The 12,714-nt window shown below is 44.0% G+C and carries 11 protein-coding genes; 4 read left to right on the top strand and 7 right to left on the bottom strand.

The window, feature by feature from the left end; genetic code table 11:
* Positions 1–62 precede the first annotated feature (62 nt).
* The 4 genes from FN831_RS11170 (at position 63) to FN831_RS11185 (ending at position 3,813) form a co-directional block, all read left to right on the top strand.
* Positions 63–830 carry an ABC transporter ATP-binding protein gene (locus FN831_RS11170; protein ID WP_142528311.1) on the top strand — a complete coding sequence of 256 codons (768 nt, stop codon included), beginning with the start codon at positions 63–65 and terminating at the stop codon, positions 828–830.
* Positions 831–842: 12 nt separating this feature from the next.
* Positions 843–1,934 carry an ABC transporter permease gene (locus FN831_RS11175; RefSeq protein ID WP_142528312.1) on the top strand — a complete coding sequence of 364 codons (1,092 nt, stop codon included), beginning with the start codon at positions 843–845 and terminating at the stop codon, positions 1,932–1,934.
* A gap of 110 nt (positions 1,935–2,044) precedes the next feature.
* The gene (gene eno / locus FN831_RS11180; RefSeq protein ID WP_142528313.1) at positions 2,045–3,334 is read left to right on the top strand and encodes a phosphopyruvate hydratase; all 1,290 of its coding nucleotides are present in this window, start codon (positions 2,045–2,047) and stop codon (positions 3,332–3,334) included.
* A gap of 179 nt (positions 3,335–3,513) precedes the next feature.
* Positions 3,514–3,813 (top strand): FtsB family cell division protein, encoded by a 300-nt coding sequence (locus FN831_RS11185; protein WP_142528314.1) that lies wholly within the window; start codon positions 3,514–3,516, stop codon positions 3,811–3,813.
* A gap of 36 nt (positions 3,814–3,849) precedes the next feature.
* Here the strand turns inward: FN831_RS11185 and FN831_RS11190 are convergent, their stop codons facing one another.
* The 7 genes from FN831_RS11190 to FN831_RS11220 all read right to left on the bottom strand — a co-directional run bounded on the left by FN831_RS11190 (position 3,850) and on the right by FN831_RS11220 (position 12,589).
* Positions 3,850–5,934 (bottom strand): VWA domain-containing protein, encoded by a 2,085-nt coding sequence (locus FN831_RS11190; protein WP_142528315.1) that lies wholly within the window; start codon positions 5,932–5,934, stop codon positions 3,850–3,852.
* A 75-nt stretch (positions 5,935–6,009) separates the two neighbouring features.
* Positions 6,010–6,753 (bottom strand): 3-oxoacyl-[acyl-carrier-protein] reductase, encoded by a 744-nt coding sequence (gene fabG / locus FN831_RS11195; protein ID WP_142528316.1) that lies wholly within the window; start codon positions 6,751–6,753, stop codon positions 6,010–6,012.
* A gap of 80 nt (positions 6,754–6,833) precedes the next feature.
* A complete protein-coding gene (locus FN831_RS11200) occupies positions 6,834–7,889 on the bottom strand; it encodes an agmatine deiminase family protein (protein WP_142528317.1) in 1,056 nt (351 codons plus the stop codon).
* Positions 7,873–8,748 carry a carbon-nitrogen hydrolase gene (locus tag FN831_RS11205; protein ID WP_142528318.1) on the bottom strand — a complete coding sequence of 292 codons (876 nt, stop codon included), beginning with the start codon at positions 8,746–8,748 and terminating at the stop codon, positions 7,873–7,875. Before FN831_RS11205 ends, FN831_RS11200 begins: the two co-directional genes overlap by 17 nt.
* Before the next feature lie 70 nt (positions 8,749–8,818).
* A complete protein-coding gene (locus FN831_RS11210; RefSeq protein WP_142528319.1) occupies positions 8,819–9,043 on the bottom strand; it encodes a cysteine-rich CWC family protein in 225 nt (74 codons plus the stop codon).
* 78 nt (positions 9,044–9,121) lie between these two features.
* Positions 9,122–11,500: a ribonucleoside-diphosphate reductase subunit alpha gene (locus tag FN831_RS11215; RefSeq protein WP_142528320.1), complete on the bottom strand. Its 2,379-nt coding sequence runs from the start codon at positions 11,498–11,500 to the stop codon at positions 9,122–9,124.
* 117 nt (positions 11,501–11,617) lie between these two features.
* Positions 11,618–12,589, bottom strand: a complete 972-nt coding sequence (locus FN831_RS11220) for a ribonucleoside-diphosphate reductase small subunit (protein WP_142528321.1) — start codon at positions 12,587–12,589, stop codon at positions 11,618–11,620.
* Between the last annotated feature and the right edge of the window lie 125 nt (positions 12,590–12,714).

The following is a 12,714-nucleotide window of genomic DNA, read 5'->3' on the forward strand; positions in this document are numbered from 1 at the left end:
ATATTTGAAAAGGATTGTGCAATATCAATCCTTTTTGCATGAAACATACTTACATTTATCCTATGGATAGAAACAACGCCATTATCAGTGTCCGTAATCTGGTAAAAAATTATGCTGACTTCACTGCGGTGAAGGGGTTGAGCTTTGACGTCTATGAAAATGAAATTTTCGGACTGCTCGGCCCTAATGGTGCCGGAAAAACCACAACCCTTGAAATTATCGAGACCCTCAGGGAGAAAACATCCGGCGAAATCATTGTTGATGGCTTTTCGGTAGATCATGATGCCAATGAAATTAAACGTATTATCGGTGTACAATTACAGGCCGCAGGTTATTATCCTAACCTGAACCTGGTAGAGCTGATGGAACTATTTGCCGGTTTATACGGGGTAAATATCAAACCGATGGAAATGCTCGAAAAGGTAAACCTGCAGGACAAGGCCAAAGCAAAATACAAAGCACTTTCGGGCGGTCAGAAACAAAGATTTTCTATCGCTACCACCCTGCTTAACTCTCCAAAGATCATATTTTTAGATGAGCCCACCACCGGACTTGACCCTCAGGCCAGGAGGAACTTGTGGGACCTGATCACAGAGATCAGAAAAAATGGCACCACGGTAGTGATCACTACTCACTATATGGATGAGGCCGAACAGCTGTGCGACCGGGTTGCTTTTGTAGAGCGCGGAGAGATCATCGCACTGGATACGCCGGATAACCTTATTGATCAGTTACTGAGCAGAGGATTTGAACGCACAAAAGAAGTAAAAAAAGCTAATCTGGAGGATGTATTCATCAACCTGACCGGCAAAGAATGGCGCGAAGGCTAAATGATATCAAAGATGAATAAACCGTATAACCATACAAAGGCTACCCTTGCGCTTGCCAAAGCAAGTTTCCGCTCTATCATGCGCAGCCCTTCGGCAGTAGTTTTCACTTTAGCCTTCCCACTGATATTTATCCTGGTTTTCGGATTTTTGGGCGGCGGGGGAATTAAGGTAGATCTGGCCATCGCTCCCGGGTCTGATCTGCAGAACCCCGTGATCAAAGCACTGGAAGAAACCGCTGTCATCAACCTGGTGAAGAATAAATCTAAAACAGAGATTGCGCAGCAGCTGGAAAAAGGAAACATTGCAGGAGTAATCGACGTTCGTAAAAACACGGTACCACAGCCCGCCTACCTGGCCAATGTGCAATATACCTCGGCCTCAATGGATAAAGGCAACATCCTGAAATCTGTATTGAACAACCTGATGTTCATGCTGAATACCAGAGATTTAAAACCATCTGTGGCAGAGATCAGGGAAAGTACTGTTCATGGCAGGACTTACAGAACGATAGATTTCATCCTACCCGGCCAGCTGGGCTTTTCCCTGCTGAGTACCGGCGTTTTTGGAACCGCCTTTGTCTTTTTCAGTTTAAGGCAAACGCTGGTGATCAAACGTTTCTTTGCAACACCGGTTAAAAGGGCGAGTATCATCTTAGGCGAAGGCCTGGCAAGAATTGGCTTTGCGCTGCTCGGAGCGGTATTTATCATTATGATAGGCCACTTCTTTTTTCACTTTACGCTGATACACGGCATAGTCACTGTACTGAATATGCTGGTATTGTCAATTATCGGGCTCATCGTTTTTATGGGCTTTGGCTTTGTGGTATCAGGCATCGCTAAAAGCGAAAGTACCATTCCGCCGATTGCAAATATCATTACACTGCCCCAGTTTTTATTGTCGGGCACGTTTTTTTCTATAGATCATTTCCCCGTTTGGCTGCAGCCGATCAGCCGCGCTTTACCGCTTACCTATTTAAACGATGCGATGCGACAGGTGGCTTTTGAGGGCGCAGGGCTATGGGATGTGAAATTACAGATTTTAATTATGCTGATCTGGGGCATCGCAATTTATGCCCTGGCAGTCAAGGTATTCAAGTGGGAATAATTTTTATAGGGCAATCCGTCCCTATAGTTTAAATTTTATTTTAACTTTGATTATCAACTGGGTAATTGTAATATTTACACTAAGGATATATAACACTTAAAACAAATAAAATGAGTTTAATTATTGATGTTCATGCAAGGCAAATCCTCGATTCACGAGGTAACCCTACTGTTGAAGTAGAAGTAATCACTGAAAATGGTCAGATGGGCCGTGCGGCTGTACCTTCAGGTGCAAGTACTGGTAAACACGAAGCTGTTGAATTAAGGGATGGGGATAAAAAAGTCTACATGGGCAAAGGTGTTTTAAAGGCTGTTGAAAATGTAAACAAGAAAATTGCTAAAGAACTTCAGGGTATTGATGTTTTTGAGCAAAATCTGATTGACAAAGCCATGATCGACCTTGACGGATCAGAAAACAAAGGTAATTTAGGTGCTAACGCAATCCTGGGCGTTTCTTTGGCGGTTGCTAAAGCAGCTGCTGCAGAAAGCAGACAACCATTATACCGTTACATCGGCGGCGTAAATGCAAACACTTTACCTGTTCCAATGATGAACATCCTGAATGGTGGTGCTCACGCGGACAACAAAATCGACTTCCAGGAGTTCATGATCATGCCATTGGGTGCCAGCAGCTTCTCTGAAGCATTGCAAATGGGTACTCAGGTATTTCACCACCTGAAAGACGTATTAAAGAAAAAAGGATATTCTACAAACGTTGGTGATGAAGGTGGTTTTGCACCGAACATCGGTTCAAACGTTGAGGCAATCGAAACAGTATTAACTGCCATCGAAACTGCCGGATTTACTCCTGGTAAAGATATCTGGATCGCTATGGATGCTGCTGCATCTGAAATGTACGATTCAAAAACCAAAACTTACAACTTCCATAAATCATCAGGTGAGAAATTAACTTCTGACGAGATGGTTAAATACTGGGTTGACTGGGCTAACAAATATCCTATCGTTTCTATCGAAGATGGTTTGGATGAGGATGACTGGGCTGCATGGGAAGCTTTAACTTTAGCTATCGGCAACAAAGTACAGTTAGTAGGTGACGATTTATTCGTAACTAACGTAAAACGTTTACAACAAGGTATTGATAAAAGCATCGCAAACTCTATCCTGGTTAAAGTAAACCAGATCGGTTCATTAACTGAAACCATCAATGCAGTATCTCTTGCACAAAACAATGGTTATACTTCAGTAATGAGTCACCGTTCAGGCGAAACAGAAGACACTACAATTGCTGATTTAGCTGTAGCGTTAAACTGTGGCCAGATTAAAACTGGTTCTGCTTCACGTTCAGACAGGATCGCAAAATACAACCAGTTGTTACGTATTGAAGAAGAATTAGGTTCTGCAGCGCGTTTCATTGGTAAAGACTTCAAATTCATCAAATAATAAGGTATCCTTATGTGTTGACAAGCGTTTGTTAACATTTGAACCCGAGATGATGAATTTAATCATCCAAGGCCCCATCTAACAATTGAAAAACAATAGATCAATTGGATGAATATGAGCATTTTAAAAACATCCGGAGTTTTAAACTTCGGATGTTTTTTTTTATATACATTTGTCTTATGAACAGATTGCTGGATATCTTTAGGAACAAATACTTTCTGTCGGCCGCAGCCTTCGTGGTATGGATGTTATTCTTCGATAAAAATGACATGCTCTCTCAATATGAATACCGTGCGGAAGTACACAAACTACAGGAAGAAAAAGACTTCTATGAAAAGGAAACTGCCCAGGTAAAAAAAGACCTCAACGAACTCAATACCAATCTGAATACTGCCGAGAAATTTGCCAGGGAGAAATACTTTATGAAAAAGGACAATGAAGATGTCTTCATCATCATTAAGGAAGCGCCCAAAGACTAAGCATTTCATGCTTCAATAACAGGAACCAGTTGAAGGTTAAATCGCTCCGTTTCTCTTTCTTAAAAACCACTCCGTGCTGAGCAGTAACAGGATCAGTACCAGCAGCGATTTAAAGTTAATCAGCTCCTCATACCTTCGGTCTTCGTAGCTCAGGGTTTTCATCTCTTTACTGCTCATCAGATCTTTTTGCAGTGCCGGTATCTGCTGAGGAAGGTACAGTTTCCCATTTGTCTGATTTGAAAGCTGGTAGAGCAGCTGATGATTTGCCACAGTCTGCTGAAATTCTGCAATCAGGGCGTTGATGTAAAAAGAACCTTTGGCTGTATATTTCTGCGTTCCCAGTGCGGTGCCTGCTACATAACTGTAATTGCCCGGCGGTAGTATGCCTGCATCCAGCTGATAGGCCGATTCAAATTTGGAGAAGCTGAAGTTATAGGTTTTTCCCGCATCATTCCTGAGCTGAATGGTCACATCAGCAGAGTTTACAGGAACATAGCTATCATTGTAAAGACTGGCGTTGATCAGGACATGTTCATTTTCATCAAAGGTCTGTTTAGCGGCATGTACTACGAACTTCCTTTTATCATCGCGGACAGAGAGGTACTGTACAATTTTGCCCATCAGCGATGAAAATACCGGTACCAGCTGATTGTCCTTCGCTTCTGAGAATTTCCACTTCCATAATCCTTCCCCGATCAGGTAACCTGTTTTCCGGCCGTTCACATTCATAAAAAACAACTGCGGCAAACCTGTACTGATCTTGCCCCTGCGCTGATTGATAACTGCCTGGAAATCACCAAAGGTTTTCAGCTCGCCTGAACTTACCTGCAGGGGATCAAAATTTTCAATGACTTTCCTGGATGCTGCATCCAGATCAAAAACAGAATTGGCAGTATTGATATCGCTGTAGGCATATAACAAGGCCCTGCTGCCCGCAGCGATGCTTACACCGGCCTGCGACTGGCTAAACTGGCTGAGGTTGCTTTGTGCACCCACAATATACCATAAAGGGACTTTGAGAGCCCGGACTTTTTCCAAAAAACCACGGGCATCGTAGGAAAGGCTGGGTAACTGGTACAGAACAATTAGTCCAAAAGTTGCCGGATCGGTATGCGCGAGCTGCTCCCCAGTCTGCAAAGATACATCATAGTGTTTGTTAAGGGCAATTGCTTCCTTCAGCGCTGCAAGATCGGGATGAGGTCCTGCCGCAGCGATCAGCACTTTCTGTCGGTCGTCAATTACTTCTACAATCACACGCTGAACATTGTTTTTCAGGGAGATTTCGCCCTTAACGGATGCCAGGCTTACGGTATACCGGTGTGTACCAAGGCTGCTTGCTTTTAAGGTTATGGGTATCGTCTTTAAAAACTGACCGGAATTCAGCTTCAGCACTTCCTCATGCAGTTTCGTTCCATTTTCAGTAACCGTCAGCCTCGTTTCGGCACCGGCACACTGCCAGGCTTCAGCCTGCACTTCAATCCTGAAATCATTGTCCAGGTAAACCAGGTCGTTACTGTTAATATTGGCGATCAGCACATCCTTCTGTGCCGTAGTATCGCCCAGGGCAATGGTATAAACCGGGGCCTTTAGTTCTGCAATATCCTCCGCAGGATTACCTCCCCTGTTGAATATCCCGTCAGAAGCAAGTATAACAGCGCCTACATTTCTGTTCATGAGCTCATCCTTCAGCTGGCTAACCAACAACGCGGCATTGGTTAATCTTCCGGTATAGCCAAAATAAAGGCCTTTGGCGACATGATCACTGAAACTATAGGCCCTTACCTCATATTGCTGAGAAAGCTGATCCCTGAGCTCCTCTACAGCCTTCCTGTATTGCAGCGTATCCAGGCCCGGAGAACTAAATGCGGCAATCGATTGTGAATTGTCCTGTGCAATCACAATTATGGGTTTTTCCAGCGTATAACTGATTTGCCTGATTAACGGGGCACATAAAAGCCATAAAATGAGAGACACGGTAACTGCCCTGAATATGGCCAGTGTTACGCGCAGCGATTGTGCCATGGCAGAAGACCGGCCATACAGCAGCCACGCAAAAAACCCTCCCGCCAGTAAACAGCAGAGAACAGCTATAAATGAATAAAAAGTAAATGAATTGTCCATTGCCCGGAAGTAAAGATGCAAAAAAAAAGCGTCAGGGAAAATCCCTGACGCCTGTATCTCGTGCTTTACAGCTGGCTATAATATGCCGCCGCAAACCGACAATACCTGTCCGGTAACATATGCGCTCATGTCTGATGCCAGAAATACGCAAACGTTAGCTACATCTTCCGGCTCTCCAGCTCTTTTCAGCGGGATACCTTCTTCCCAGCCTTTTACCACTTTAGGATCAAGCACATCGGTCATTTCTGTACGGATAAATCCCGGAGCAACAACATTGGTGCGGATATTTCTTGATCCCAGTTCTTTGGCTACTGATTTGGAGAAGCCGATAATACCTGCTTTGGAAGCTGCATAATTTGCCTGTCCTGCATTTCCCTGAACACCTACCACAGAGCTCATGTTAATGATGGATCCTTTACGGGCTTTCATCATGATCTTTGATGCCGCTTTGGTTACGTTAAATACCGACTTCAGGTTTACATTGATTACATCATCCCAGTTTTCCTCGCTCATGCGCATCAGCAAACCGTCTTTGGTGATACCTGCGTTGTTTACTACGATATCCAGTGTACCAAATTCCGCAACGATGTCACTGATCAGTTTTTCTGCTTCGTCAAATTTAGAAGCATCAGAACGGTAGCCTTTAACCTTTGTTCCAAAAGCCTGCAATTCATGTTCAAGGGCTTCTCCTTTTTCTACAGAAGACAGGTAAGTAAAAGCAACATTCGCGCCCTGCTCAGCAAACTTCTCAGCAATTTTGCGTCCTATGCCTTTTGAGGCACCAGTTATTAATGCCGTTTTTCCTTCTAATAATTTCATCTGGTTATGTATTGGTTGTTAATGGTTTGGTATGCTGTTTCAAGGCCATATGCCCTTCAACAGCTTTTTTAAATCTTTATTTATACTGCAGGTTCCTGCTGGCTCAGGCAATGGAAACTGCCCAGTCCCCAGATAATGTCTGTAGAATCTATACCTACCACTTTCCTGTCAGGGAAAACACCACGGATGATCTCCAGTGCAATCTCATCATTTACATCCCTGAAGGTAGGTACGATGACTGCTGCATTCGCGATATAAAAGTTCGCATATGAAGCAGGCAATCTTGTATCTTCATGGATCACCGGTGAGGGCATCGGCAGCTGAACGATATTCAGCGGCATGCCGTTAATCAGGCGCATTGCCTTCAGCTCTTCAAGATTTTCTTTGAGCAGGATATAATTCTCATCCAGAGGATTGGATTCAATCACTGTCAGTACAGTATTGGGGTTTACAAAACGGGTGATATCATCAATATGTCCGTCAGTATCATCACCAACAATGCCATCGCCAACCCACAGCACCTGCAGGGCACCGTAGCACTCTTTCAGGTATTCTTCTATCTGCTCCTGGCTGAGATGCGGGTTCCTGTTTTCATTTAATAAACAGGCGCGCGACGTTAGAATGGTGCCAGCACCATTAAATTCCACAGATCCGCCTTCCATCACGATACCGGGGTTAAATACCGGCAGGTTAAAATGATCGCCAATTCTGGTAGGGATCACATCATCCAGTTCATAGGGAGGATATTTATTGCCCCAGGCATTATAATCCCAGTCTACCACCACCTTTTTCTGATCTGAACCGGGGTTAATCAGAAATGCAGGCCCATGATCACGGCACCATGCATCATTGCTGGGGTTAAAGTAAAACTCAATCTGGCTCAGGTCCGCCCCGGCTTCCTCTAATTTTGAAATGGCAAAAGCTTTTGTTGCTTCGTCATTTACATTGATCCGTACCTTTTCACCTGTGGCTACAACCTTAATAAATTCGCAGTAAGGTGCATAGATCGTATCCAGCTTGCCGGGCCACGAAGCCTCTTTGTGCGGCCATGTCAGCCAGGTTGCTTCATGTTCTTCCCATTCTGCCGGAAAGCGGTAACCGGCTCTCCTTGGCGAGTGATCAAATAGACTCGTCATCAATATATCTTTTAGTAATTTGCGAATAGCTGTCAATTCTTCTGTCACGCAGGAAGGGCCAGTGTGTCCTGTAGCTGTTGGACAGGGTAAGGTCAAGTTCTACAACTTTTAGTTCTTCTTTATCGTGTGAAGCCAGATATAAAAGCGATCCGAAAGGGTTGGATACAAATGATCCGCCCCAGAAAGCAACACCTGCTTCTTCGCCTACACGGTTAATGCTTACCACGGGAACGCCGTTGGCAATAGCGTGTGAACGCTGCATGGTCTGCCATGCATTATATTGTTCGGTATTTGTGGCTTCATCCTGTGTAGTTGCCCATCCGATTGCGGTAGGGTAAACCAGGAAATCAGCACCCATCAGCGCCGTTAAACGGGCAGCTTCAGGATACCACTGATCCCAGCAGATCAGCACACCGATTTTTGCGTATTTGGTTTTAAAGACTTTGTAGCCCAGATCGCCGGGAGTAAAATAGAACTTCTCGTAAAAACCGGGATCATCAGGGATGTGCATTTTGCGGTACTTACCTAAATAGGTACCGTCAGCATCCAGAACAGCGGTAGTATTATGGTAAAGGCCCTCAGCTCTTTTCTCAAAAAGTGAAGCAACGATCACCACATTCAGTTCGGCAGCAACAGCAGATAATGCATCTGTTGAAGGGCCGGGAATAGTCTCCGCAAGTTTAAAATTTTCGTAATCTTCAACATCGCAGAAATAAAGTGATGTAAAAAGTTCCTGCAGGCACACCACCTGGGCACCCTGTGCTGCTACCTCGCGGATCTTTACAATTGCCTTATCTAAATTTTCTTGTTTGTTACTGGTACAGCTCATCTGCACCAATCCAACTTGTACTTTAGCCATTCTATGAAATTTTGTGGTGCAAAGTTAAAGAAAATATCGAAACTGATATGATCAGATATAGTTTGTCTGATTATGAAGCCTTAGGCGGCATCTCTATGATCAGGCTGTCTTTGTATTCCTGCTGCAGTTCAAACAGGCATTTGGCACACAGGCAGCTGTCATAATGTTCACTGATATACTGCACCTCGTTGAGATCGAGATGCACTACACTGCACTGGCACTTGGTATAAGAATTGGCCTTACACTCTATTGCCGAACCGCAGCGTTCGCATGGTATGATTTCGTGCTTGGTCATTGAGGGACAGGATTAAAACACAAAAGTACGGTAAAATCAATTACCGTACTTTATGCGTTCAATTTTATGAGATTTAGATTATCCTGAGCAGCTGATACAGCCTTCTTCCATAGAACAAACCGGGCCATCAGTGATCTCTTCAACCACCTGCTCGATAATTTCAGGGATTACAGGCTCCATTGCTTTGCCAGCCTGGTTCTCTACAGTAAATTTAACTGCCTGAGAAGCTGCCTGGGTGCGCAGGTAATACATACCCGTTTTCAAACCTTTTTTCCATGCGTAGAAGTGCATTGAAGTCAGTTTGGAAGTATTCGGTGCATTGATAAACAGGTTCAGTGACTGCGACTGGCAGATATACGCGCCACGGTCGGCCGCCATATCAATAATGCTGCGCATTTTAATTTCCCAAACTGTTTTGTATAATTCCTTGATGTAATCAGGGATCTCAGCGATATCCTGAACTGATCCGTTAGCCAGGATGATCCTGTCTTTCATTGCAGGTGTCCACAGGCCAAGAGAAACAAGATCTTTCAGCAAGTGTTTATTTACTACCACAAACTCACCGCTCAATACCCTTCTGGTATAAATATTTGAAGTATAAGGCTCAAAACATTCGTTGTTGCCAAGGATCTGTGAAGTTGATGCGGTAGGCATCGGAGCAACGAGCAGCGAGTTACGTACACCGTCTTTCACCACTTTGGCACGCAGGTCTTCCCAGTTCCAGCGGTTGCTGGCAGGTTTTACATTCCAGAGGTCAAACTGGAATTTACCCTCCGACAGCGGGGAACCTTTGAATGTTTCGTATGCACCATCTTTTAATGCAAGATCATGCGAAGCAGTCATTGCTGCAAAATAGATCGTTTCAAAGATTTCCTTGTTCAGTTCTTTTGCACCTTCACTTTCAAAAGGCAGGCGCATCAGGATGAAGGCATCGGCAAGTCCCTGCACACCCAGGCCAACAGGTCTGTGGCGCATGTTGGAATATCTCGCTTCCTCGATCGGATAATAGTTATAATCGATTACCTTATTCAGGTTCAATGTAGCCTGGTAAGTTACATCATATAATTTCTGGTGATCAAATTCTCCGTTGATTACAAATCTTGGCAGGGCCAGTGAAGCCAGGTTACACACAGCTACCTCATCTTTAGAGCTGTACTCCATGATCTCGGTACACAAATTAGAACTTTTGATGGTTCCTAAATTCTGCTGATTTGATTTGCCGTTTGCGGCATCTTTGTATAATAAATATGGCGTTCCTGTTTCGATCTGTGAATCAAGAATTGCGAACCATAATTCCTGTGCTTTGATGGTTTTGCGGGCACGTCCTTCTTTCTCGTAGCGCTCATATAAAGCCTCAAATTCCTTGCCCCAGCAATCAGCCAGTCCCGGTGCTTCATCCGGGCTGAACAGGCTCCATTCGCCATTGTCCTCTACGCGCTGCATAAACAAATCGCAGATCCACAGTGCATAGAACAGATCGCGGGCACGCATTTCTTCTTTACCATGGTTTTTACGCAGGTCAAGGAATGAGAATACATCTGCATGCCATGGTTCCAGGTAGATGGCGAAAGCACCTTTACGCTTGCCTCCACCCTGGTCTACGTAACGGGCAGTATCATTAAATACCTTCAACATCGGCACGATACCGTTACTTGTACCGTTAGTTCCGCTGATATAGGCTCCGGTAGCTCTTACATTGTGGATGCTCAAACCTATACCGCCGGCACTCTGTGAAATCTTGGCAGTTTGTTTAAGGGTGTCATAAATACCTTCGATACTGTCATCCTGCATCGTCAGCAAAAAGCACGACGACATCTGAGGTTTAGGTGTTCCTGCATTGAACAGTGTAGGCGTTCCATGTGTAAACCAGCGCTCGCTCATCAGGTTGTAACTTGCAATAACGCTGTCGATATCACCTTTATGGATTCCAACGGCTACACGCATGTATAAATGCTGCGGACGCTCAACGATAATTCCGTTGATTTTCAGCAGGTAAGATTTTTCAAGCGTTTTAAAGCCAAAATAATCAAATCCAAAATCCCTGTCGTAGATAATTGTACTGTCCAGGATATCGGCATTGGCCTCGATCACTGCCCAAACATCATCGGCAATCAGTGAAGCTGACTTGTCAGTTTTAGGATCTACATAACGGTATAACATTTCCATCGTTTTAGAAAACGACTTCGTCGTGTTTTTATGCAGGTTGGATACAGCGATCCTTGACGCCAGTAAGGCGTAATCAGGATGCTTGGTAGTTAAAGAGGCGGCAGTTTCAGCAGCAAGGTTGTCTAATTCTGACGTGGTAACGCCATCATATAAACCTTCAATTACCTTCTTGGCTACATCAATAGGATCAACCAGTTCAGCATTGAAGCCATAACATAATTTCTCGATGCGGGCTGTGATTTTGTCAAACCGCACCGCTTCTTTGCGACCATCTCTTTTTTCTACAAACATATTTTTTCAGGGTTTTGTATTGCTTATTCAGTGTTGTTCAAGGCAACGCCCAACATCGGCAATAAATTAATATTATTTTATTGGTTCAATACTTACCGGCAAGGGCAGCTGTAAATATCAAAAATCATCATCCAGAGAGAAAGCCGAAGCTTTGTCTTCAGACGAGGTAAGTACTCCACTTTTCTGGTAATCACCAACACGTTTTTCAAAGAAGTTGGTTTTGCCCTGCAGAGAAATCATTTCCATGAAATCAAAAGGGTTAGTGGCATTATATATTTTATCATATCCCAGTTCTGCAGACCATCTGTCGGCCACAAACTCAATATACTGAGACATTAACTTCGCATTCATTCCAATCAGGGCAACCGGCAATGCGTCAGTGACAAATTCTTTCTCTATTTCCACTGCGTCTTTGATAATGCCATGTACCGCTTCCTGAGAAAGCCTGGTGTTCAGCATCTTGTAAAGCAGACACGCAAATTCACAGTGCATACCTTCATCCCTCGAGATCAGTTCATTGCTGAAAGTCAGTCCGGGCATCAGTCCGCGTTTCTTCAACCAGAAGATAGAGCAAAAGCTTCCGCTAAAGAAAATACCTTCAACCGCAGCAAAAGCTACCAGCCGTTCAGCAAAGTTGCCGTTATCAATCCACCTTAGTGCCCATTCTGCTTTTCTCTTTACGCATGGTACGGTTTCGATGGCATGAAACAACCTGTCCTTCTCTGCTTCATCCTTAATATAGGTATCAATCAGTAAGGCGTAGGTTTCAGAATGGATATTTTCCATCATGATCTGGAAGCCATAAAAACAGCGTGCTTCAGGCAACTGAACTTCGCTCATGAAATTAACCGCAAGGTTCTCGTTGACGATACCATCACTGGCAGAGAAAAAGGCGAGGATATGAGAGATGAAATGACGCTCACCATCATTCAGGTTATCCCAGTGCTTCTGATCGTCAGAGAGGTCAATCTCTTCCGCTGTCCAAAAACTAGCTTCACTCTTTTTATACATTTCCCAGATTGCCGGATATTTGATTGGCAGCAGGACAAAGCGATCTTTGTTCTCTTTCAGTAATACTTCTTCTTCCATGGTATATTTTAAATGATGTATAATCAATTGCGTCGAACTTCCTGTTAAACCCTCTTCATCGGCTTTTCTTGCGCAAATCAAAAGTTTAAAATAAAACAGATTTATTATCTAACCTTAACTAATTA

Source organism: Pedobacter westerhofensis, assembly GCF_900182595.1.
GTDB classification, from domain to species: domain Bacteria; phylum Bacteroidota; class Bacteroidia; order Sphingobacteriales; family Sphingobacteriaceae; genus Pedobacter; species Pedobacter westerhofensis.

Bases quoted from the DNA above. Each gene is read 5' to 3' on its own strand.
- FN831_RS11170 (WP_142528311.1), top strand. From the start codon at position 63: ATGGATAGAAACAACGCCATTATCAGTGTCCGTAATCTGGTAAAAAAT.
- FN831_RS11175 (WP_142528312.1), top strand. From the start codon at position 843: ATGAATAAACCGTATAACCATACAAAGGCTACCCTTGCGCTTGCCAAA.
- eno (WP_142528313.1), top strand. From the start codon at position 2,045: ATGAGTTTAATTATTGATGTTCATGCAAGGCAAATCCTCGATTCACGA.
- FN831_RS11185 (WP_142528314.1), top strand. From the start codon at position 3,514: ATGAACAGATTGCTGGATATCTTTAGGAACAAATACTTTCTGTCGGCC.
- FN831_RS11190 (WP_142528315.1), bottom strand. From the start codon at position 5,934: ATGGACAATTCATTTACTTTTTATTCATTTATAGCTGTTCTCTGCTGT.
- fabG (WP_142528316.1), bottom strand. From the start codon at position 6,753: ATGAAATTATTAGAAGGAAAAACGGCATTAATAACTGGTGCCTCAAAA.
- FN831_RS11200 (WP_142528317.1), bottom strand. From the start codon at position 7,889: ATGACGAGTCTATTTGATCACTCGCCAAGGAGAGCCGGTTACCGCTTT.
- FN831_RS11205 (WP_142528318.1), bottom strand. From the start codon at position 8,748: ATGGCTAAAGTACAAGTTGGATTGGTGCAGATGAGCTGTACCAGTAAC.
- FN831_RS11210 (WP_142528319.1), bottom strand. From the start codon at position 9,043: ATGACCAAGCACGAAATCATACCATGCGAACGCTGCGGTTCGGCAATA.
- FN831_RS11215 (WP_142528320.1), bottom strand. From the start codon at position 11,500: ATGTTTGTAGAAAAAAGAGATGGTCGCAAAGAAGCGGTGCGGTTTGAC.
- FN831_RS11220 (WP_142528321.1), bottom strand. From the start codon at position 12,589: ATGGAAGAAGAAGTATTACTGAAAGAGAACAAAGATCGCTTTGTCCTG.